Here is a 23,466-nt window from a genome sequence, read left to right on the forward strand (position 1 = left end):
ATCTGTCCTCCTCACTGTCAGAAATCGATGGTAAGACCGATCTCGACGCGCCGAGGCTCGGAATAATGGCTGCGATTGATGAACCAGTCGTCAATGCTGTTCACCAGTTCGGGGGTGTTCTGGGCTTTGATGCGCGCAAGGTCCGTTGTGTACCCGGCACGGCCGGTGTCGTCGTACACGCCGACTTCATTCAGCGCGTCGAAGAGGTTGAACACGCGGAGGAAGATCGTGGTATTGAGAAATGCGAGCTGCAGGGTCTTGTATAAGCGAAGATCGGCGTTCAATGTCGAGGGCTTCAGCTGGCTGTTGGTGATCAGCGATGTGATGTCCTCGCTGCGCCGCGGCGTATAGGGCATGCCGTTACCGAATTGCAGTATGAGACTGCCGCCGTACGAAGGACCGTTGTACGAAACGGAGCCATTGACGGTATGACGCTGATCCCACTCCAGGGGTGTGAGCTGAACATCCGGCAGGTCGCCGCGGGCAGCCGCCTGCTGCGCGGAATAGGGATCGGATGCGGTGCCGCGGGCGATCTGGAAAGTGTAGTCCAGCGATGCTGCGATACCGTCGGCAAAGCGCTTGGTAAAGGAGAACACCAGTCCGCGCGTATACGCAAAATCACTGTTGACAACCTGCGAGTAGGTCGAAGCGCCACCGAACACGGTAATCTGCTCCGCGCGCGTTCCCGCCAGGTCGCGGGTATCGCGTATGTACGCGGTGACGTCCACCGAAATGTCGTCCGTGAGCTGTTGCTGCAGACCGATTTCGGCGTTCACGGTTTTTTCCGGTTCGAGGTCTGCGTTTCCGACTGTGCCCTGATTCCCTGTACCCGAACCGATTTTGTACAGCGCGTTGGTGTACATCAGCTCGAAGCGGGGGATCTGGAAAAAATGTCCGTAGGAAAAATGCAGCACACCGCGCTCGGTTATGGGGAAGGCCGCCCCGAAGCGTGGGCTGAACTTGTATTTCACCGAGGCATCCTTCCACCAGTAGGCTTCACGCTCTTCCACCGTGAGCGAGGGTTCATTCGCGTCCTGCACGCCGTTTCCGTTGATATCGCGATACCGGTTCACCGGCCTGATCGGATCGTAAATGTTCGGATCCGTGGGATCCGCGAGTATGCGGCCGTCCGGATCGAAGAGGTCGAAACGCAGCCCGAGATTGATGATGAGGTCATCAAACTCCATTTTATCCTGTATGTACGCGGCGAATTCCTTCGGCGTCCGCGTGTATTCGTTCCGGAACACAGTGCTGATATCGAGAATGCGGGTGCGGATGAAGGGATCGCTTTTCGCGAAATCGAAATCGGTCTGATCCTCCGCGGGTCGCAGGGTGATGTCGTTGTAAAAAATGTCGTGCATACTCGCCTGAATGCCCGCCTTCACCAGGTGCTGCTGCGTGACCTGACTGGTGATGTCCCATTTTCCGACGAGCGTCTGTGTGCTGCGCTCGAAATACTGCATGTCCATGCCGCCGGTCGCATAACTGTATGCGGTGACCGGGGAAGCAAGATTCGGATGCACGTAACGGGGATCGAATGGATCTTCGAACACCGACCGTGTGAAATCTTTCTGAAACAGCGAAAGACCGACGGTATAAAACGTCTTGTCGGACAGCAGATGCGTGAGCTGTGCGAGATGCGTCATTCCGACGCGGTAACTTGTCGGATTGCCGCCGGGATTCAGGAAGTAAAAGGAATTGAAATCCTGATACGTGACGTCATCGTGAATGTACTGATACCAGAACTTCAGCGCGTTGGAAATGCGGAAACTCAGCTTGGCCTGGCCGTAAAACTTCTCGCTGCCGTTCATCTCTACCATTTCGCCGTTTCCGAGGCCCGTCGCCGGATCACGGCTTTCGATAAACGTCCCCGCGCTGTCGATATACGCGATGTTGGCGGGATTGTACTTGCGATACCCGTGCAGCCAGCCCCCGAATTTGACGTAACGGCCCGTTGCGGTGAAGAATATGCGGTCGCGCAGCACGGGTCCGTTCAGTGTGAGGTCGAAATTGTGTATCGCCGTGGGTTGAACCTCGTCAATCCCCTTGAAAATGTCGTCGTTCGCGCTGAGGTAGTCGCCGATATAGGTGCTGAAACTCCCGCTGAACGTATTGCTGCCGTCGCGTGTGGCGATATTGACAATACCGGACAGCGCTTGTCCGTACTCGGCGTTGAAAGCGCCGCTGACGAGTTGCAGTTCCTGGACCTGATTCTTGTTGACTTCCACCACCGTCCCTCCGTCGTAGGCGTCGGTGACGGGAACACCGTCGATCCAATACGCCACCTCGCCGCGACGTCCTCCGCGTACATGGCCGTCAATATAGCCGGCTTGCAGACTGAGCACTTCGCTCACTTCGGTGACGGGCAGCGCCTCGATTTCCTCCTGGCCGACGACAGCGGTGGATGCGGTCAGATCTTTGCGCACGAGAGGGCGGGTGGCTGTAATCACGACTTCCTCTTCCAACGCGACGACGGACTCCCCGAGCTGTGCGTTGATGCGCGTCGTGAGGTCGATGTTCACACGGACATCATTGACCGTGACCGGCGAATACCCGATGGCGGAAAATTTCAATTGATACGTCCCGGGGGGAACGTTGAGTATGGTGTACTCGCCATCGAGATTTGTTGCGGCGCCGAGCGTCGTCCCGGCAAGCACAACGTTGACGCCGGGAATTCCTTCGCCGGTCGTCTTGTCCGTGACCTTTCCCGCAATTTTGCCCGCAGCCGCGAACAGCGATCCCGGGAGAAGTATGAAGAGAAATAAAATGATGTAGCACTGTTTCATAGCACCTCTACGCTCCGCGAGATAGGTGAATCAGGTGTTCAGGGATCCAGAGGGAGGAGGACCCGCCGTATGGCGGATAATCAGTTCCGGCGTGAAGCAGCGATGCGCAGGTTCGAGTTCGGGCATCTCGAGCCGCTCGAAGAGCCGTTCCGTCGCCAACTCGCCGAGCTTGCGAATGGGCTGTCGCATTGTCGTTAAATCATAATAGCGGGCCAGTTCGATATCGTCGAAACTCACGATGGAGATGTCGTCGGGACATCGGAGACCGGCCTCCTTGATCGCATGAAGCGCTCCGATGGCCTGAATGTCGCTCGCAATAAAGACTGCGGTGGGACGTTCACTCTCCGGACGGTGCAAAAGTCTGCTCATGACTTCGTGGCCGGCGTTTCGGGTGAATCCGTCATTATGCGTTTCGCGTTCCGGACTGAACACGCCGATGTCGTGGACGAAGCTGTACTCCGCGATCGCTTGCTGATATCCGTGCGAACGTTCACGCGAAGGTGTCGATTCCGGAAAGCCCGTGATCATCGCAATCCGTGTATGTCCGAGCGAAATCAGGTAGCGCGTCGCCGTGCATGCTCCGGCGGAATTCTCGATATAAAAGCAATCGAAGAATTCGTGGTAACGATCCACGAGAATGATCGGAAAATTGTTTTTCAGATAAATGCGCGTGTAATCGGCCGGCAGATCTATCGACGCGATCAGCATTCCGTCCGAATGACCGGCACGCAGCGATCGCTGCAAATAGTTATCGATCTGTTTTGGATGATTGACGCCGTACAAAAGAAGATCATAATCATCTTCGAACAGACGGTCTTGCACACCGCTCAACAGTTCCACAAAAAAATTGTTGGTGATGTACGGCATGATCGCGGTTATGGTCTTGCTTTTCCTTCTTGCGAGACGCTGCGCCGATGCATTCGGGCTATAGTCCAATCCCCGGGCGATTTTCAATACATGCTCGCGTGTTGAATCGGACACGGAGGGATGGTTATTGAGGACTCTGGAAACGGTTCCAACGCCAACGTTGGCTTCTCTGGCGATGTCATAGATGGTAACGCCCAAAGGGACCTCCACATGCATGGTCGGAAAATGAAAAACCACTGGAAGCGTTTCCAAATTACAAAATGATGAGATATGTGTCAAGCTTTTATGTGAATTATTGTCACTATTCGAAATGTGTTAAAATCCGAAAGTATGCGGTAAGGGGAGGAGATAATCCTGTTGTGCGATGCAGCGTGAGCACCACCTCGCGTTGTTCCGTTGTGCCGGAAATGCGGATCGATAAATCACAGGAGCCCCGATTCCTTGCCCATTCAGTGCGATATGGCGATATGGGAGGATTGTTGTAGATTGTGAAATGTATCTGCCGATACGAGTATCTTCTCCGGGCATCTACCTATTTTCATTCAAGATGAGGATATCTATGTCGAATCTTTTTCATCGCTTACGCGCCCTCCTCGCAACGCTTGCCATCGCGGCACTTCTGGGAGGTTGTGGCGCGGGAACGCAGACACTGTCGGATTATGACACCGCGAGAAAGGCGGAGTTAGAGACGATCAAGGCCGGCCGTTTCGACGGCGGCCGTATGTGGACTTTCGAATATCCACCTCTGGACTACTTTGGTCAGACCTACGGTTTCCGTCCGGATAATGCCTGGATGGAGGACGCAAGGCTTTCTTCGCTCCGCATGTCCACAGGGTGCTCCGCATCCTTCGTCAGCGCGGATGGACTTGTCATGACCAATCATCACTGCTCTCGCACCGCTTTGGTGGCCATTCAGAAGGATGGAGAAATCCTGCTCGATTCGGGATTTTTCGCTCCCACGCTTGCCGACGAAAGAAAGGTTCCGAACGTCTATTTCGACCAACTCCTCGAGATACGCGACGTCACAAAGGATATCCATGCTGTCATGGATGCCGCTTCGACGGACAAGGACAGGGTGGCCGCGCGTGATGCAAAAATCAAGGAGATTCAGGCGGCAGCCGAGGAAGAGACCAAGCTGCGCGCGCAGGTGGTTACCCTATACAACGGCGGCAAATACTCGCTCTACCTGTATCGCCGTTTCAACGATTGCCGCATCGTGTTCGCGCCCGAACTGCAGACCGCACACTACGGCGGAGAGCACGACAACTTCACCTATCCGCGTTACAGTCTTGACGTAACCTTTTTCCGTATTTACGACGAGGAAGGGAAGCCGTACAAGCCGGAAAATTGGTTCGAGTGGAGTAAAAGCGGCGCGCGTGAGGATGAACTGGTATTCGTGATCGGGAATCCCGGAAGCACCAACCGCCTGAGCACCACCGAGCAGCTCGAGTATTTCCGCGATGTGCAGTATCCTGCGATCTTCGAATTGATCAACAACCGTATGGATGTGCTTCTCAACTATTCCGAAATGAATCCGGACAAACGTCAGGAACTGCGTACGGATATTCTGAGCATGTCCAATAGCCAGAAAGCCTACGCAGGGCGTCTGAGCGGGCTTCGCGACGATGTGCTCATGCAGCGGAGACGGGATTTCGACAAACAGTTCAAATCCGCTGTGATGAGTCGCCCCGAACTCAAAGCGAAATACGGTCATGTCTGGGACGAAATTGCCGAAACGCGCCGCAAGCTCCGTTCCATTTCGGGCGACTTGTACGGTCTGCGCATGAACGGTATCGGCGTCGCCGATCACCTCGCCAAAGCCGGCCAGCTCGTGCGGCTCGCCACGGAACTGCGTAAAAAGGAAGACGAACGTCAGGATCCCTACAAGGGCCAGACGCTTGAACTGACCCGACGCGCGATGGGGAAACCGGTGTCCGCCGATCCTGCCCTCGAGCGCCTGACACTGGAGCGTCAACTGCATGTGATGATGAAACAGCTTGGGGCGGAAGATCCTGTTGTCGTCGCGGCCCTGCGCGGACGTGATGCGAAAAGCGCCGCGCAGTCCATGGTCTCCGGCAGCATGCTCTCCGATTCGGTACGTCTCGCGGCCCTCATTGCCGGCGCACCCGAGTCCATCATGACATCGGAAGATCCGTTCATTGTGATAGCCCGCATGGCGATGCCCCGGCTCGAAAAGGCGATAGAGATCAATAATGGCGTCAGTGCGGCCGATCAGGTGAATCGCACCCTTCTGGGGCGCGCACTTTTTGACGTGTATGGCACTGAGATCCCGCCGGATGCGACCTTCACGTTGCGTATCGCCGATGGCGTCGTGAAGGGCTACGACTACAACGGTACGAAAGCCCCCGCCTACACGACATTCTACGGCATGTACGACCGGTACAAGAGCTTCCCGGGTCGACACGACTGGGAGCTTCCCGAACGGTGGAAAACACCTCCCGCGACCATGAATCTTGCGACACCACTGAACTTCGCGTCCACCAACGACATTATCGGGGGCAATTCCGGTAGTCCGATGATCAACAAAAACCAGGAAGTCGTCGGTCTGATCTTCGATGGCAATATTGAAAGTCTCCCCGGAGATTTCATCTTCGCCGAGGACAGAGGCAACCGAACTGTGTCCGTGCATTCCGCCGGCATTATGGAAGCCGTTCGGCATATTTTCAAAGCCGAGCGTGTTGCACGCGAGCTGGAACTGGGACGAATCCCCTGATGCAACACGGGGGAGGCGCATGCGTCGCATTGCGATGCAACGCTACCCCGGTTACGTCTCGATAATCCCGGGCTTCAGTTTTTCTTATCGTGCCCATCCGCCTGTCCCAGGACAGGCGGGTGGGCACGCTTCTTTGTCGCATGCGGCTGATCACCACCCCGGCGTACTCTCGTGAAACGTGCGCATCGCGGAAAGGCATGGCGCTGACCTGTGTGCTGACGGGCGCCCTTGCGACTGCATCTTTTCCTCGCAACGTCCGTATCATGAGAATTGCTGCTCTTGCAGCGCCGGAAGCGCTTCACGCTTCTTGTTTCACCCCAGACGATCTTTTTGTAACTTATATATTCCGCTTCTGCGGGACTCTCATCCGTCATTCCTTCCACTTTTTCAGGATGTCATATGCGATTACCGGTACAAAAAGGAATCCTGTTGATTCTGGCCGTCACTTTTCTCGTCGGTTGCGGCGGCTCACAGGAACTCACACCGTACGAGAAACAGAAACAGGAAGCGCTTTCCAGTATCGAAGCCGGCCGTTTCGACAACGGCCGTATGTGGACCTTCGATTACCCTCCCATGCAGTATTTCAGGGAACAGTACAATTTCACCCCCGACCAGCAATGGATGGACGATGTGCGCATGTCCGCCCTCCGCTTCGCGACCTACTGTTCCGCATCCTTTGTCAGTGAGGATGGTCTGGTCATGACCAACCACCATTGTGGCCGTGAAGCGGTGACTTCCGCGACGCAGCCGGGCGAGGACCTGAGCAAAAATGGTTTCATCGCGCAGACGCTCGCCGATGAACGCAAGGTGGAGGACCTTTTCGTCGAGCAGCTCGTGGAAATCCGCGACGTCACGGATGTGATCAATGCCGCGATGGATGCGGTGAGCGGTGACGATAAGAAGCTTGAAGCGCGCGACGCCAAGATGGAGGAACTCGAAGGGAAGATCGCGGAAGAAACAGGCAACCGTGTACAGCTGGTGACCTTCTTCAACGGGGGCAAATACTCCGCCTATGTGTTCAAGCGTTACGACGATGTGCGACTGGTGTTCTCGCCAGAACTGGCCTTGGGCTTTTTCGGCGGTGACGACGACAATTTCACCTTCCCGCGCTACACGCTGGATTGCAATTTCTTCCGCGTATATGATGAGAACGGCAAACCACTCAAGACGAAGCACTTCTACAAGTGGAGCGCAAACGGGCCGAAGGAAGGGGAACTCGTGTTCACCGTCGGTAATCCGGGCAGCACAAGCCGACTCAGCACGACGGCACAGCTGGAGTTCAACCGCGACATTCAGTTCCCCTGGATATCCGGTCTCCTCGACGACTATGTAGACGTGTTGAAAACCTACATCGCGCAGCGTCCCGAGAAGAAGGACGAAATGATCAATCAGGTGTTCAGCATGGCTAACGGGCAAAAGGCCTACAAGGGGCAGCTCGAAGGTCTCCGCAATGACGTGCTGATGCAGCGCCGCAAGGACTTTGACGCGAAATTCCGGGCCAATGTCGAAAAAAATCCGACACTCAAGGCTAAATACGGACATCTCTGGAACGAGATTGCCGCGAACCGCGAAAAGGTCCGCGCCGTCGCGCCTGACTTGCTCGGCCTGCGTTTCGAGGTACTGGGAGCCCCCGAGTTTCTGGGACAATCGTTGAGCCTTGTGCGTCTGCTCGACGAGCTGGACAAGCCCGAAGCCGACCGCGGCAAGAATTACAAGGGCGATGCGCTGAAACTCACCATGCGCGCACTCGGTAAGCGTAAGACGCCCGACATGCTGATGGAAAAACTTACCCTCACGAAAAAGCTGGCCGGTATGCAGCGCTGGCTGGGGAAGGATGATCCGCTCGTGCAATATGCGTTGAAGGGGCAAACACCCGAGCAGGCCGCCGAGCGTCTTCTTCGCGAGTCCGTGCTCGCGGATTCTGTCCGCTTTGCTGCTTTCGCGGAAGGCATGCCGGAGTCAATCCGCAACTCCGATGATCCCTTCATCGTGATCGCGCGTATGGCCTCACCGCGCCGCGCGACGGCGCAAAAAGTATCCGCTGAAGTGAGTGCCCAGGACGAAGTGAACAACGCCTTGCTCGGTCGCGCCTTGTTCGAGATTTACGGCACCTCCATCCCGCCGGATGCGACGTTCACGCTGCGCATTTCCGACGGCGTTGTGGAGGGCTACGAATACAATGGCACAAAGGCGCCGGCGTTCACGACCTATTACGGTATGTATGACCGGCATTACTCCTTCCCGACCGACGAGCAGTGGGCGCTGCCCGAACGCTGGAAAAAACCCTCCCCGGAATTCAACCTCAACACACCGCTGAATTTTGTGTCCACCAACGACATCATCGGCGGCAATTCCGGCAGTCCGCTCATCAACCGGAACAAGGAAGTCGTCGGTCTTGCATTCGATGGCAACATCGAAAGTCTGCCCGGTGAATTCATTTTCGCACCAGAACTCGGTAACCGTACCGTCAGCGTGCACTCGGCCGGAATGATCGAGGCGATTCACCACATCTATAAACTTGAACGTCTCTCCAACGAATTGCGCCAGGGCCGCATCGCGAACTGACGTTTCTCCCTCGCATGATGATACAGGGCCACCCGCGGGTGGCCCTGTGTCGTTCTGAATGCGATCAGAGAGAAGAGGGAAGAACACGCCATCACTGCCGGCGAGATTCATTGCATGGGCATATCCTTCCAGAAATCCGTGGTTCGTGCCAACGCCATTCGTGCGTTCTGGTGGAATCCGCTTCGGCACAGGGAAGTGGAAAGTGTCCGTCGCACCGAGCTGCGCATCGCACGGCCGTGCCCTCTGCCCTCAGCTATTTTATCAGCATCATAGACTTTGTGCTGCGTCCGCCGTCAAATTCGAGATGATAGAAGTACGCACCACCCGGCAGCGAAGAGGCGTCGAAGTGCTCGATATGCGTGCCTGCGTGCTGCGTTCCTTCATACAGTGTGCGTCTCAGCGATCCCCGAACATCGGTCACGTACAAACGGATGAGACCGGAATGGGGAAGCTCATAGCGAATGGTCGTTCGCGGGTTGAACGGGTTCGGATAATTCTGGCTGAGAGTGAAGGCATCGCTCTGCGCACGGAAATCCACACGGAGTTCTGACGAGTATTCGATACTTCCGTCGTAACGGGACTGCTTGAGACGGTAGAGCGCCGATGCGGTGGTGGCGGGTATGCTCCGGTCGTTGAAACTGTACTGCCGAACGGCGAGAGAAGGTTCGGCTTCGACGTAGGAGATTTCATTCCATGCACCATCGTCGAGCGCCCGTTCGATTGCGAAACCGCGAATAGCGGCGGTGCTTCCTGTTCGCCAGGAGAGATCCACTCCCGAAGCGGCTCGGGCGGCGCTGAACGCGACCAATTCCACACTGGTCGTGACCGTCAGTCCATATATGCTGCGGCCATGTGTCGCAGCCATCAGCTGACCGCTGACGGGATGCAATTCGAGGTCCACAACGACGACTTTGGGCATGCCCTCGCCGAGTATTTGCCAGGTCTCGCCTCCATCGGTGGTGGCGTACACACCGAAGTCCGTGCCCACGTACAGCTCGTTCGCGTTATGCGGATTGATTTCGAGCGCGTTTGTGGGAATGGCGGGAAGGTTGCCGGAAATGCTGCTCCATGTGGTACCGCCGTCCGTGCTCTTGAACACGCTCTCGCGCACGTACCCTGAAAACGACGCGTAATATGTGCTGTCGCTGACCGGATCGAAAATGATGTCTGTGACATTTCGACTGGGGGTACCGGTTGATATGCGCGTCCAGTCCACACCGCTATTGGTGGATTTGTAAATCTTACCGTCGGTGTATCCCACGAGCATTATCTCCGGGCGCTTCGGGGAAATCGCAATGTAATTGATCGCCCGCGAGCTGTCCATCGTACCATGGAAGGCAAACCAGCTCTCCGCTCTGTTCGTGCTTTTGTACAACTGCTTGTTCGTGCAGGTGAACAGGACGGTCGGATTGGTGGGGTGGATGGCGACGGGGGTGACCCAGGGACCGGACCCGAAAAGTCCCTTGTTCGCTCCGACCCAATTCTTTCCGCCATTGGTAGAACGCAGATGCGATCCGTTCTGATACTCCGCGTAACGGTAATTGAGATCGGAATAGTCGAACACACAATACCCGCCGTCACCGCCCGTAGAATGCACCCAGATCTCATTCCCTTCATGGCGTGTATTCGAGCCGTTATCCTGCGTCCCACCCATCATCAGGGTCGGATCCTGTGCCGCGATGCCGAGCTCGTAGAATTGCGTGATCGGGAGGTTCGCATTGAGACTGCTGAAGGTGATACCGCCGTTGCCCGACACATACATACCCCCGTCGTTGCCCAGGTAGCAGACATCCGGAGCGGTGGGGGAGAATTCAATGGCATGCTGATCCACATGCACCCCGCCGCGCGGGGAAAAGGTTTTACAGCCGTCCAAACTGAGGTACAGGCCGACACCGCCCACCAACACTTTGTCGGGGTCGGTTGGATGCACACCGATTTCGCAATTGTACCAGCCGTACGTGCTGAAGAAATTCGTGGGATTTACCACCGGTGTGGTGCGTGCCCAGGTGTCGCCGCCGTCGGTGGATTTCACCATTGCGTAAGTTTTATTGGCGTTCGGACCTTTCGCATGGACCAGCACCGCATAAATGATGTTGGGTTGCGTCAGGCAAAGGTCCAGTGCAAGCCGACCTATGCTGTCGCGGGCGACGACACCGAGATTCAATTCGTCCCAGGTTGCCCCGCTGTTGGTGGACTTCAGCACTCCCTGGCCCTGGACGCCGGCATACAGGATGGAATCGATGGTCGGATGAGAAACGAGATCATGTGCCATACCCTGTTTGGTCTGTTTCCAGGTTCTGCCCGAATCCAGAGACTGATACAGGCCTTGCCGCGATGCAGCGTTGATGATATTGCTATTCGTTTTGTGGACACGAATCGCACCGATATTTTTCATGGCGCTGCCACCGATCACCTCCCACGTCGTCCCCGCGTCGGTGGAACGCACGACGCCGACACCGGGATATGAATCCGCACTACCGTTTGCCTCGCCCGTACCGAGGTACACGATGTCGGGGTTGTTGGGATCGATATCAATGGATCCGGTAGCCATGGTGGGTAAATCATCGGACACAGGCACGAAACTTGCCGAAAGACTCGTACCGTTGACGGATTTCCACACGCCGCCGTCCGCCGCCGTGAAGTACACGATGTCGGGATTCGTTGGATGAATTGCTATACCGGTAATGCGGCCGCCAATGTTCACGGGGCCGAGTTGCACCCAGGTTCCGGAAGATATCGCGCCGTTCTTTCCCATGCGCACCCGCGGTTTGAACAACGACATGTGCCGCGTCTCACGCCAGGCTTGCTCCCGAACGCCTTCCGGAATGGATCCGTCGGGATCGAGGCGTTGATCACGGAACCAGCGGAATCGCTCCTGTATCCAGCGCTCACTGTCGCGATGAAGACTGAGCTGCTCGGGTGGCTCAACAGTCAGGAGCGGCGAATAATTTTGCGAATAGGCAAACTGCGTCGTTAGGAGCAGTGCGAGAAGAATGAAACAATATTTCATGTTGGAGGGGGAAAGTGGGACAAGTGGCTGTGATGTGAAGCGTCGAGATTTCACAACACGTTTATACAATTTCTCACTTCGGACGCAGCGACGCAAGGAAAATCGGAGCCGCCTGTCGCGTGAGGAGAAAGCAGTCTTTCGCAGGAGGGTTGTCTGTCAGGATTTCAGGGAAAGGACATGAAATCAGCAGTTGGCCGTGTGCAACGAGGTTTGTGCATCGCACAACCGAAGCTGTCCTGCGGCTTCTTTCGCCGTGAGGACCGGGCCTGAACTGAGTTTTTCGAAAGGACCTGGATTCGGAGCCGGTCAGTGCAGATGGATTGTACGCATGTTGCTGTGGCCATCAACGGTGACGCGAAGGAAGTACGTCCCTCTGGGCAGAGCGCTTGTTTCCACAGTCAACGTGTGCGAGCCGGCCTGCAGAGCGCCGTCATGGACTCTTCGGACGACACGCCCAAGCGTATCATGGAGCGTCGCAACCACGCTGTCGTATGCAGGCAACCGGACGTCGAAACTCAGGTGATCGCGGGCGGGATTGGGTCGTGCGGCGGATATCTCGAATCCGAAAGACCGGGGCGAGGGGGAGTCGCCGGAATGCAGAAGCCATGCAAAAAACCACACCAGAGCATCGTCAATATGCGCCCGCCAGTTGCCCCAGCTGTGGCCCTCAAAGAATTCCTGATACAGAAGTTCATACTGCGTGTGCTGCAGCTGCGCGGCGAAGCTGCGGACGAGAGGGATGAGCACGGGAATGTCGTACACTCCGAGATCGAGGTAGAGCTTCAATGGCAAGAGCGGCTGCTGATTGAATCTGTCGGAGATTGCCGGAATGATATTGCTGGACTGCGCGGCGACATTGCCGAACACGTGCGGATACCGCATGGCGATGTACAGACCGATATTCCCGCCGTTCGATGCGCCGATCATCGCTCGCGCACCCGCATCCTTGCGTATGCGATATCGCGCCTCGAGAACGGGTAACAACTCCTGTACGATGAAGCGGCTGAATGCGTCCATTGCGCTGCCGGCATACTCTTCGGTGCGCCGCACGGGAGGAACGAACACCGCGATGACGGGCGGAATGCGACCTTCGTGAATCAGATTGTCGAGAATGGTCGGCACAGCAGCAAGCCGGATGTAATCGGGACCGTCATGCACGAGAAGCAGCGGGTACGCGTGAGAACTTCCCTGATATCCCTCGGGGAGATACACCGTGACCTGTCGTTGATTCCCCAACTCAACACTCGTTATTGTGGTGTCGATAAGCCGTCCCCGAGGGATTCCCGCCTGTTGCAGGACCTCACGGGGTTCTTCGTAGAGCGACATGCGCAGTTCGGAATTCGGACCGAAACCTCCCGCAATAGTCCGTGGATTCCGCGGATCCAGTATCCACGCTTTGTCCGCGACAATTTTGTAATCGATGCGGGCGCTCGGATTGAATACTTCGGAACGATACCAGAGATCGGTATGCGCGATACGAACGAGCGGGGAGCGGGTGTCACTCCAGTTGTTGTGATCACCCGCGATGGAAACATCGAGTGCCTGTCCCTTGAAGAGGAAGTAACACAGCGAATCCTTTTCGATAAACGGCGTGTGGCTGAGTGTCGTGAGAAAGCTGTCCGCCATGAACTGCCGCCGGTATTCCGGCGCGGACTGCACACGTGACAAAAACAGTGAAAAGTCCTGTGCAACCGCTGACGCTCCCAGAGCGCACAGCACGAATATGTAAACGAGTTTCCTCATACTGTATTGACCGCTCGGCTTGCTTTTGGCTTCATGGATCGTTCTTCTTTGGCTCGTATGCGCCCGATCGTCACCTCGTTGCGCAGCTCGCGCAGGGCGTCCCGCGCTATCCAGCATGCGCTGCGGGAGTCGCTTTTCAAAAGCTGCTCCGCCATCGTCACCGCTGCCTGATGTAAAACCAGGGAGCGTTTACCGATTTGACGCAATGCCCAGTTTACTGACTTTTTCACAAAATTCCGCTCGTCCGTCGCACCCCTTTCTATCAACGGCAGCAGCGCGATAAAATCCTGGTCGCTCAGTGTTTTACCGTGCAGCGCCAGACTGGCCAGTGTGGCAAATGCGGCACGTTTGACAAACTCCTCCTCGCGCAAGGCCCAGTCGTGCATCGCTTCGGGAGCGTACGGCGATGCCCAGAACAGATTCATGCAGCACTGATCCGTGAGGTCCCATGAATTGCACGCCTGTACCCAGCGATCCATCTGCGCACGCGAAAGCTTGAGCGGATCGGCGATCAGCGCGGCGAGAATGCGGGCCTCATGCCATCCACTGTCCCACAAGATGAGCGACAGCTCATGATGCCTTTTGGTGCGTTTTGCCAGTGCGCGCACGACAGGCATGCCGGTACCCCATGCATGAGTCGTGTCGATACCATACCGCGCCATACCAGTAAGGTTGGAGGTCCTACCGGCTGATCGCAATTCCTGGATCAGTTCTTCCGCGTATGTTTCAATGGGAGTCACGAATCAATATCGGCAGCCCTGAGAAAATTTCAAATACCTTTGTGACGACTTGCATCACTGCACGTAATTGCAGATATTTAAACTTAAAGAATTATGCATACCACGCATAAATATGGCTCGAAGGCGGATAAAGCGCTGAATCTCTGGATAAAGCTCGCGCGGGCCTACTCCGTTTTCAATAAGGCGAGCGTGCACGACATCCGCGGCTTCGGTCTGACGCAACCGCAATTCGGCGCACTGGAATGCCTCGGGCATCTGGGACCGATGACTATCGGTGAGCTGTCTCGCAAAATGCTCGTCAGCGGCGGTAATATGACCTGCGTCGTTGATAACCTGGAAAAGGAAGGCCTGGTACAGCGATCTACCGATATGTCCGACAGGCGTTCCGTCATCGTCGAATTGACCGAGAAAGGAATACGCACTTTTGAGGAAATATTTCCCCGACATGCGGAATTCGTCGCGGACGTCGCGGCCGTGCTCAACGAGGAAGAACAGGAACAACTCGCTCTCTTGCTGAAAAAGCTCGGTACGAACATTCATTACTGATTTTTTTTTCGTCATTATTTCAAATTCAAAATATATGGTGCGCACATGGTGACTTACAGACCGGCAGCGGAACGGGGACTCACACGAAGCAACTGGCTCCGAAGCTATCACAGTTTTTCCTTCAACACGTATTTCGATCCGAGACATATGCAATTCGGCCCTTTGCGCGTCCTCAACGACGACTACGTGGACGCGGGCGCAGGTTTCCCCATGCATGCGCATCGGGACATGGAAATCCTTACCTGGGTGGTGGAGGGTACTCTGGAACATCGGGACAGCACAGGCGGTCAGGGCATCATCCGTCCCGGCGAATTGCAGCGCATGACAGCCGGCAGAGGTGTGCGCCATTCGGAATTCAATCATTCGCAGGATGAAAGTCTGCGACTTCTGCAAATCTGGATCTTGCCGGATGAGAACGGTCTCGACGCAAGCTACGAGCAACAGAGCTTCGACCCATCCTTGTGGCACAACAGCTTCTATGAGCTCGCTTCAGGTGCCGGCGGCGAGGGCAGCATTACCATCAATCAGGACGTGCGCATGTTCATCGTACAGCTCGATCAGGGAATCGAGGCAAGCAGGGGATTGTCACAAGAACGGGGTGCATACGTCTTCACCATCGATGGTTCACTGACGGTCAACGGTCAGCCTGTCACCACGGGGGATGCGGTCATGCTCGAACGGGAACGCGAAATTCGCATACAATCCGAGACCGGTGGAAGCGTGCTGCTGTTTGATCTTCCGTTGTAGACGCCAAACTGTACCAGACCACCCATGCGTCCTGTGTGAATTGACAGAAACCCTGTATGCCCGGAATCCCGGCGCCACAATCACGCTGCGTTGATGCTGCGGCTGTCCCATAGGGCCTGAGCAACGGCTACGGATCGGACCCCGCCTGGACGGAATCTTCGCACATACCTCGCTCCGTTTTCCCGAGAGTGACGGTGCCTGCCGTAGTGGCGAAGCGCACCCGACAGCGCTCTTTCATTCTCATGTGAAATGCGTATCTTTGATATTGTCACGTTCTACAGACAGCACGCACCGCCTGTTGAGGAGCGCTTCATCCTGTATTCTTTGGACGAAAGAAGAAACGTTTCATCTCGATGATGCATGATTCCGTACGAAATACCCGGCCGCGTCCCGGTAACGATCACGGTATCGACCCGGCCATACTGGACGCCATTCGCAGCGGTGCCATGACCATCGGCGAGGCCCTCGAGCGGGAGCGTGAACGACTGGCTTCGGAGAAGGGTCTGACACGAGACGGTGTGGCGCACTGGAATCGTCCGACGGAGCGAGCCTTCACACGCAAGGAGAGGGAACACACCACCGTGCTCTTCGGCGGCCTGACGTGGAAGCACGAGCGATTGATACAGGCGAATCTGCGCCGCCTCGGCTACAAGGCGGAGTATCTGCCGGCACCTGACGGACGCGCATACGAGAAAGGCAAGGAATTCAGCAATAACGGTCTGTGCAATCCGACGTACTTCACCGTCGGCTGCCTGATCGCCTATCTCCAGGATCTGGAAGCTTCCGGGCTGTCACGCACGGACATCATCGATTCCTATATCTTTTTCACTGCGGGCGCATGCGGACCCTGTCGCTTCGGGATGTACGAATCGGAGTACCGTCTCGCTTTGCGCAATGCGGGCTTCGACGGTTTCCGCGTTCTGATTCTTCAGCAACAAGGCGGCCTCGATCAGACTGCGGAGAACGCCGGCCTGGAGATGAATCTGGATTTTACCCTCGGCATTGTCAACGCGTTTGTTCTCGCCGATGTGCTCAACGATCTCGCCTATCGCACGCGTCCGTATGAACGCACGGCGGGTGCGACCGACCGTGCTCTCGAAGCGGCGATGGAACACGTGGCACGGGCAGTCGAAACCTTGCCGGTGCTGCGGCCGTCCCGCACGCTCACAACACTTCTCGGACGCCGCACGGCGGGTACGGCTCTCGCACTTAAAAAATTTCGCAGGCATATTTTTGGACAGGAGCTTCTACGGGCGTTGCGTGAGGCGCGGACGTACTTCACCGACATAGAAACCGATCGCACCCGCGTCAAGCCTCTCGTGAAAATCACCGGTGAGTTCTGGGCTCAAACAACGGAAGGGGATGGCAATTTTCGCATGTTCCGCTTCCTCGAGCAGGAAGGGGCCGAGGTGCTCATCGAACCCATCACTCCCTGGCTGCTGTACCTGCTCCATCAGGAAAAACAGGCGCGTCGCGACCGACGCCTGTTGGATGTTGATCCTTCGCTGCCGCGCGTGCGCAAGCTCTCGCGGAAAGCGGCATCACTGTTCCGCTATGCGCAGGCACAGTCGCTGCTCACCCTGGCCGAATATTTCTATGCGCGCGAGTACCGCCGCTACCGACGCGCGATGCACGACATCCCGCAGTCCTTGCCGGATCAGTACCATTTTTCCAGAATCGCTTCCCGTTATTTCAATACCCGCATCGAGGGGGGAGAAGGCCATCTGGAGGTGGCGAAGACGATTTACTACTCGGAAAACGCGCTCTGTCACATGATGCTCTCGCTGAAACCCTTCGGCTGTCTGCCCAGCACACAGTCCGACGGTGTGCAATCCGCTGTCGTCGCCCATCATAAGGATATTCTCTTCCTCCCGATCGAAACCTCGGGTGAAGGCGAGATCAACGCCCAGAGCCGTGTCCAGATGATGCTGGCGGATGCGCGTGAGCGGGCCAGGGACGAGTTCGAACGCGCGCTTGCGGACAACTGCTTGTCCGTCGAAGCGTTACGCGAGGCCATGGAACACCATCCGGAACTGCGTTCCGCTTTTCTGCGACTTCCGCCCGACGGAAAACACGCGGGTACCGCGGCCCGGTTTGTCCGGCATGTGGCCGCACTGTCGAGGAGGACAGCGCGATGAGCCACGAACGTCCGCGCTACCTGATCGGCCTCGATGTGGGCAGCACGACGGTTAAGGCTGTCGTCGCGCATACCGAAGACGGATCTGTGATCTGGAAAGACTATCAGCGACATGAAACCCGGCAGGCGGAGAAAGTGCTGGAGTTTCTCCTGCGCATCGAGAGCGAATTCGGTGACGCACCCGGGCAATGCAGCGTCTACATCACCGGTTCCGGAGGCAAGACCCTCGCACCTGTGATCGGGGCGCGCTTCGTGCAGGAGGTCACCGCTGTGGCGCTTGCCGCCGAGAGGCGCTGTCCCCGCGCCGGCTCCGCGATTGAATTGGGCGGACAGGATGCGAAAATTCTGATTTTTCAGCGGGATGCGGAAAGCGGCCGTTCGAAGAAAATCGCATCCATGAACGACAAGTGTGCCGGCGGGACGGGAGCGGTGATAGATAAAATCAACGCGAAACTCCGGCTTTCCCCGTCGGATTTGTCCATGCTCCGCTACGAGGGTGTGCGTGTCCATCCCGTCGCGGGAAAATGCGGGGTGTTCGCCGAAACCGACATCAACAGTCTGCAAAAACAGGGGGTACCTCCACAGGAATTGATGGCCTCCCTGTTCGAGTCCATCGTACAGCAGAATCTCTCGGTGCTCACGCGCGGAAATACTCTTCTGCCGGATGTGTTGCTGCTTGGAGGCCCGAATACCTTCATTCCCGGCCTCGTCGAATGCTGGCAGCACAATATCCCTCCTATCTGGGAGGAACGCGGTGTGTCTCTGCCTCCCGGCACGACCCCTTCAGACCTGATTTACGTACCCCCGGATGCGCAGTATTTCGCCGCGCTGGGCTGCGTGGAGCATGCCTTGCGCAGCGACGATCACGACAGCTTTCTGGGAAGCTCGGCGCTCCGTGAATTCATTACGGCAGATCGTGGAGCGCTGAAGCGGGAAAAAGCCGGCGCACCGCTCTGTGCGGATACCGCTGAGCTGGAGGAGTTCCGTCGGCACTACACCCGTCCCGATTTTGCACCGGCGGTGCTTCATCCCGCAACGCGCTTCGACGCGTATCTCGGCATCGACGGCGGATCCACATCCACAAAGGGTGTTCTTATCGACAGGCAGAGACGGGTGGCGTTCAAGGCCTATCGTCTGTCCGGCGGCAATCCTATAGAAGACAGCAGGGAGATTATCACCGCGCTTCGCTCGCAGGTTGAGGAGCAGGGCTCCTCACTGCGCATTCTCGGTGTGGGCACTACCGGGTACGCCAAGGATATCCTCAAGGATTCCTTCGGAGCCGACGTCGCCCTCGTTGAAACCGTGGCGCATACACAGGCCGCCAGACACTTCTATCCGGATGCGGACGTGATCTGCGATGTCGGAGGTCAGGACATCAAACTCATTCTGCTTCATGAAGGTCGCGTTGTTGATTTCAAGTTGAATACGCAGTGCTCGGCAGGGAATGGCTACTTCCTCCAAAGCACGGCGGAAAGTTTCGGCTTCGATGTGGATGACTTCGCGGAGGCCGCTTTTCGCGCTACGCAGGTTCCGGAATTCGGCTTCGGCTGCGCGGTGTTTCTGCAATCGGATATCGTGGACTTTCAGCGCCAGGGTTGGAGCCGCGAAGAGATCATGGCGGGTCTCGCAAAGGTGCTGCCGAAAAATATCTGGCTCTACGTATCACAGATCACGAATCTCGAGATGCTCGGGGGCACCTTCGTTCTGCAGGGCGGTACGCAACGAAATCTTGCAGCCGTCAAAGCGCAGGTGGACTTCATCAGGAAGAAGTTTCATTCTCTCGATCCCACGATCATCGTCCATGAACACACGGGCGAGGCCGGTGCCATCGGCGCGGCGCTTGAATCCGCGCGTCTGCACGCGTCCGGAAGGGAAACGACGTTCATCGGTTTGGATGCGGCCGAGTATATTCGCTTCACCTCGAGACGGGATGAATCTACACGCTGTAACTTTTGCAAAAACAATTGCTTACGCACATTTATTGATGTTGATACCGCCGACAGCGATGAAACGCGCCGACTTATCATCGCCACGTGTGAAAAGGGAAGTGTCGAGGAAGCGGATGAGATGCGAACCATTGCACGCGACCTTTCCCGCATCCGCAAACAATTCCCGAATTATGCCGACGTAGCCGCAAGACTGGCATTTACCTCCTTCGTTCAGACGAATGAAACCGCATCCCGCATCGGAACCCCCGGCGGAAAAAGCAGAGGAGAAATCCGTATCGGCATTCCGCGCGCCTTGAATCTGTACGCGCATGCCCCATTTTTCACAGCCTATTTTCAGACACTCGGCATTGCCTTCGAGAATATCGTTTTCTCGTCGCCCACCACAGACAGTCTGTATCGTGAAGGGAGCCGGCGAGGAGCCATCGATCCCTGCTTCCCGAGCAAACTGGCTCTTTCGCACGTGCACAACCTGCTCAATACGCATCATGCGCGCAGACCTCTCGACGCCGTCTTTTTTCCGATGGTAGACGACATGCCAAGCGATCTGCACGGTACCCAGGCGTCGAAGGCCTGTCCGACCATCACCGGCACGGTCGAGTCGGTAGAAGCCGCTTTTACCAAGGAATCGGACGTATTTGCCGAACTTGGTCTTCCGTATGTGCATCCTTTCCTGAATCTGGCGGATCACCGGCTTGCGGAGCGGCAGCTTTTCGACGGATTGCGTCCTTTTCTGGCTCCGGGAGTGGAGGAGCACGGCGCAGCGATGCGTGCGGGCTATATGGCGCTGAATCACTTTCACGATGCGCTGCGCAGCCAGGCGCGTGATACCCTGCTTGAACTGGAAGAGGAAAAACGTATCGGCATCGTCTTGCTCGGCCGGCCGTATCACAACGATCCCGGCATCAATCATGGCATCCCGGCCGAATTTCAGAAACTCGGCTACCCAGTGTTCACGCAGGATGCCTTGCCGACGGACGATGAAACTCTGCAACGCGTATTCGGCGACGATATGGCGCAGGGACGCATTCCGCATCCGATGAGTATCGACGACGTCTGGAAAAACAGCTACAGTGAAAACACGAACCGCAAGGTGTGGGCCGCGAAATTCGTGGCGCGCCATCCCAATCTCGTCGCGCTGGAATTATCAAGCTTCAAATGTGGTCACGATGGTCCCATCTATGCTGTCGTGCAGGAAATCATCGAGTGCTCGGGAACCCCGTATTTTTCCTTCAAGGATATCGACGAAAACCGTCCCAGCGGGAGCATCAGGATTCGCGTGGAAACCATAGGGTATTTTCTTAAACGGTATCGCGAAACTCTTGAAAATAAAATTCATTTGCAGGCCGAACTTCAAGCGGAATTACGATCCTACGAAGCCCGTCTGCTCGCGGCCCTCGGTGCGGCTCCCGCAGCCCATCCGCACTTCGCGCAGCCGGCCCGCCCTGATCTCATTCCCATAGAAATCCATCGCAAACCGCTCGAATGAGACGCGTCCGACGCCGTTTCTCCCTCTATCTGTTGCTGTTGCCGCATATGTTCACCGTATCCGTGTTCGCGCAGCACGGCGTGGATATCTGCTATTTCGGCGATTCCATCACCGAGGGTTGGATAGAAGCGGTGTTCCGGCCCGGACAATCGTATCCCGCCAAAACCGATTCGCTGCTGATAGCGTCCGGCCGGGATATCAGATCACTGCACAGCGGAAGGGGAGGTGAGACGACGGATGACGCACTCGCCCGCATTGACTCGGATGTCCTTCGACACACGCCGCGCATCGTTATACTGGCATTTGGCAGCAATGACTGGTTTGTGTGGGGTAATCCGCCCTTCCAGCGCGTACAGCATGAGCGCTATGCGCGCAATCTGCGCGTGCTGATCCGGAAGGTACGTGGAATAGGAGCTATTCCTGTGCTTCTCACTCCACCCGTCGCGGTCCAGCACAGACTGTATGCCCTGTTTGATTCCATGCTCTATGCCGGTCTGGGCGGAGCGGAGTTTTGCAGCGAACGCTACGCCCGTACCGCGGCCCAGGTGGCACGGGAGGAACATGCCTTATGGCTCGAGAGCGTATCCTCTGACGATAGGGAGCGATTTCTCGGCTCGGATGGTGTGCACCTGTTGGCCGAGGGACATCATGCGCTTGCTGAAGCGCTCGCACGCTTGCTTTCCGGCATTCTGGATTCCACCGCGACGATACCACTCACTTCAACCGTAGACCTCTATCCCGTTCCGTATCAACCCTCGACGCATCAGCATCTCATAGTTTCCATTGCTACACGAGCAGAAGAAGAAGTGCAGGTCCGCATTATTGATTTCGGGGGCAGGGAAGTCCGGAAATTCGTATATTTCGCGTGGTCCGCAGGCACGCAGTATCTGCTCTGGGACGGCAGGACGACAAACGGAACACCCGCCGCCGCAGGCGCATATACCGTGTTTGTGCGAGCCGGATCGCGATATTCGCGCCATCAGCTGCTCATACTGTAACGGAGTGCTCTCATGCGACAATTGCTCGTTCTTTCGTTCTTCCTCGCCTCCACAGCGGTATCCCAGATTCTTCCCAGCGGTAACGATCCTTCCATGTACAAGGTGGGTTACGATATACCCGCTGGCGTGGAGCACGGCACCTGGGATTTTGACGAATGGCCGGGCGTGGATCACAAAGTCGTGTACACGAAAAATTTCATGTACGGTGATGCGAACGAAAAAGTGAAAATCGATTATAATCTGAGCGTATTCGAGAAGACTGATCACACGGGCTATCTGAGAACTCCCGCGGAACTTTCCTCCCGTTTCACATCCATGAACGCGGCGTTGAGCGGCCATCGGAGCATCATCGGTATTTTCACGCATCCCGACGACGAAATTCTTCTCGCCGGTGGATTGTTCGCGTGGGCTGCGGAGCGAGGCATGAATGCGAAAATCTATCTCGTCTCGAATGGCGCTGATGGTTCGAAGGGATTCACCGACGCTCCCGCGTCAGAACTTGGGGGGTACAACTGCTTCGGCATCATGCCGGACGGGAAAGTGCGCGTCGCCACCGATCGCATGGGACGCGAAAAGGAACGCATCCTCCGGGCCTATGCAAAAAGACTCGGCGTGTCCGTTGAAATTCTTCCGGTAGCGCTTCAACTCGATGGCAAGAACATCGTTCAGGTAGGCGAGTTTGCGGGGTTGGATTTCAAGAAAACTTTCGCACCGGGATCAGACGCACGGAAGGCCATCGAGCGCTCTATCGTCGAAATGCTGCAGCGTGAACGTCCCGAAGTGGTGGTAACGCACGGCTCCGGGGGTGAATACGCCAACTATCTGCACAAAACGGTCCATCAGATCGTCAAGACCTCCGTCATCTCCCTGAAGTCTTTACTGCGCTGCAAACTGTTTACCGGTTTCCCTGAATACAATTACGACGATCGCATAACGCATTTTCTGGATCTGCGTGACGGGACGCAGGCCTGGCAGAAAAAGCATGATGCTTTCAAGGGACTCGAATTCGTCTATCAACCGGGCAATGACTACGACAAGCCATGGAATCCGAATGATGCCCTCATGGACGGGGTGTTCGTGAAGGACTACGGCTATACACCGATTGAGGGTAAACCACCCAGATACGAGTTTTTTCAATTGCTTGATGCCGGCAATTAA

General features: G+C 56.4%; 13 protein-coding genes. 8 read left to right on the forward strand and 5 right to left on the reverse strand.

Annotation, left to right across the window (positions count from 1 at the left end; translation table 11 throughout):
* Positions 1–17: 17 nt before the first annotated feature.
* Positions 18–2,786: a TonB-dependent receptor gene (locus tag M5R41_03695; protein ID MCZ7555491.1), complete on the reverse strand. Its 2,769-nt coding sequence runs from the start codon at positions 2,784–2,786 to the stop codon at positions 18–20.
* Between the two features lie 30 nt (positions 2,787–2,816).
* Positions 2,817–3,851, reverse strand: coding sequence for a LacI family transcriptional regulator (locus M5R41_03700; GenBank protein ID MCZ7555492.1), 1,035 nt, complete (start codon positions 3,849–3,851; stop codon positions 2,817–2,819).
* A gap of 361 nt (positions 3,852–4,212) precedes the next feature.
* Between M5R41_03700 and M5R41_03705 the strand changes: the two genes are divergently transcribed.
* Together M5R41_03705 and M5R41_03710 are read left to right on the forward strand one after the other, a co-directional pair.
* Positions 4,213–6,387 carry a S46 family peptidase gene (locus M5R41_03705; GenBank protein MCZ7555493.1) on the forward strand — a complete coding sequence of 725 codons (2,175 nt, stop codon included), beginning with the start codon at positions 4,213–4,215 and terminating at the stop codon, positions 6,385–6,387.
* 399 nt (positions 6,388–6,786) lie between these two features.
* Complete coding sequence (locus tag M5R41_03710) at positions 6,787–8,952, forward strand: S46 family peptidase (GenBank protein MCZ7555494.1); 2,166 nt, start codon at positions 6,787–6,789, stop codon at positions 8,950–8,952.
* A 253-nt stretch (positions 8,953–9,205) separates the two neighbouring features.
* On the opposite strand, the gene M5R41_03715 is transcribed toward M5R41_03710, so the two are convergent.
* The 3 genes from M5R41_03715 to M5R41_03725 all read right to left on the reverse strand — a co-directional run bounded on the left by M5R41_03715 (position 9,206) and on the right by M5R41_03725 (position 14,445).
* Positions 9,206–11,962: a T9SS type A sorting domain-containing protein gene (locus M5R41_03715; protein MCZ7555495.1), complete on the reverse strand. Its 2,757-nt coding sequence runs from the start codon at positions 11,960–11,962 to the stop codon at positions 9,206–9,208.
* A gap of 306 nt (positions 11,963–12,268) precedes the next feature.
* On the reverse strand, positions 12,269–13,705 hold the full coding sequence (locus tag M5R41_03720) for an alpha/beta hydrolase-fold protein (protein MCZ7555496.1): 1,437 nt from the start codon (positions 13,703–13,705) through the stop codon (positions 12,269–12,271).
* Entirely contained in the window at positions 13,702–14,445 is a 744-nt protein-coding gene (locus M5R41_03725) for a DNA alkylation repair protein (GenBank protein MCZ7555497.1), read from the reverse strand. Before M5R41_03725 ends, M5R41_03720 begins: the two co-directional genes overlap by 4 nt.
* A 93-nt stretch (positions 14,446–14,538) precedes the next feature.
* On the opposite strand from M5R41_03725, the gene M5R41_03730 reads away from it, so the two are divergent.
* From M5R41_03730 to M5R41_03755, 6 genes are all read left to right on the forward strand, one after another.
* Complete coding sequence (locus M5R41_03730) at positions 14,539–14,991, forward strand: MarR family transcriptional regulator (protein ID MCZ7555498.1); 453 nt, start codon at positions 14,539–14,541, stop codon at positions 14,989–14,991.
* A 45-nt stretch (positions 14,992–15,036) separates the two neighbouring features.
* Complete coding sequence (locus M5R41_03735) at positions 15,037–15,738, forward strand: pirin family protein (GenBank protein ID MCZ7555499.1); 702 nt, start codon at positions 15,037–15,039, stop codon at positions 15,736–15,738.
* A 353-nt stretch (positions 15,739–16,091) separates the two neighbouring features.
* The gene (locus tag M5R41_03740) at positions 16,092–17,876 is read left to right on the forward strand and encodes an activator of (R)-2-hydroxyglutaryl-CoA dehydratase (protein ID MCZ7555500.1); all 1,785 of its coding nucleotides are present in this window, start codon (positions 16,092–16,094) and stop codon (positions 17,874–17,876) included.
* Positions 17,873–21,310, forward strand: a complete 3,438-nt coding sequence (locus tag M5R41_03745; protein MCZ7555501.1) for an acyl-CoA dehydratase activase-related protein — start codon at positions 17,873–17,875, stop codon at positions 21,308–21,310. The genes M5R41_03740 and M5R41_03745 overlap by 4 nt, the downstream gene beginning before the upstream one ends.
* A complete protein-coding gene (locus M5R41_03750; GenBank protein ID MCZ7555502.1) occupies positions 21,307–22,308 on the forward strand; it encodes a GDSL-type esterase/lipase family protein in 1,002 nt (333 codons plus the stop codon). The genes M5R41_03745 and M5R41_03750 overlap by 4 nt, the downstream gene beginning before the upstream one ends.
* Before the next feature lie 12 nt (positions 22,309–22,320).
* Positions 22,321–23,466 (forward strand): PIG-L family deacetylase, encoded by a 1,146-nt coding sequence (locus M5R41_03755; GenBank protein ID MCZ7555503.1) that lies wholly within the window; start codon positions 22,321–22,323, stop codon positions 23,464–23,466.

The sequence above is a fragment of the Bacteroidia bacterium genome (assembly GCA_027493955.1).
In the GTDB taxonomy this organism is placed as follows: Bacteria; Bacteroidota; Ignavibacteria; order SZUA-365; family SZUA-365; genus JAOSJT01.

Coding starts and splice junctions, on each gene's coding strand:
- M5R41_03695 (MCZ7555491.1), bottom strand. CDS start 2,786: ATGAAACAGTGCTACATCATTTTATTTCTCTTCATACTTCTCCCGGGA.
- M5R41_03705 (MCZ7555493.1), top strand. CDS start 4,213: ATGTCGAATCTTTTTCATCGCTTACGCGCCCTCCTCGCAACGCTTGCC.
- M5R41_03710 (MCZ7555494.1), top strand. CDS start 6,787: ATGCGATTACCGGTACAAAAAGGAATCCTGTTGATTCTGGCCGTCACT.
- M5R41_03715 (MCZ7555495.1), bottom strand. CDS start 11,962: ATGAAATATTGTTTCATTCTTCTCGCACTGCTCCTAACGACGCAGTTT.
- M5R41_03720 (MCZ7555496.1), bottom strand. CDS start 13,705: ATGAGGAAACTCGTTTACATATTCGTGCTGTGCGCTCTGGGAGCGTCA.
- M5R41_03730 (MCZ7555498.1), top strand. CDS start 14,539: ATGCATACCACGCATAAATATGGCTCGAAGGCGGATAAAGCGCTGAAT.
- M5R41_03735 (MCZ7555499.1), top strand. CDS start 15,037: ATGGTGACTTACAGACCGGCAGCGGAACGGGGACTCACACGAAGCAAC.
- M5R41_03740 (MCZ7555500.1), top strand. CDS start 16,092: ATGATGCATGATTCCGTACGAAATACCCGGCCGCGTCCCGGTAACGAT.
- M5R41_03745 (MCZ7555501.1), top strand. CDS start 17,873: ATGAGCCACGAACGTCCGCGCTACCTGATCGGCCTCGATGTGGGCAGC.
- M5R41_03750 (MCZ7555502.1), top strand. CDS start 21,307: ATGAGACGCGTCCGACGCCGTTTCTCCCTCTATCTGTTGCTGTTGCCG.
- M5R41_03755 (MCZ7555503.1), top strand. CDS start 22,321: ATGCGACAATTGCTCGTTCTTTCGTTCTTCCTCGCCTCCACAGCGGTA.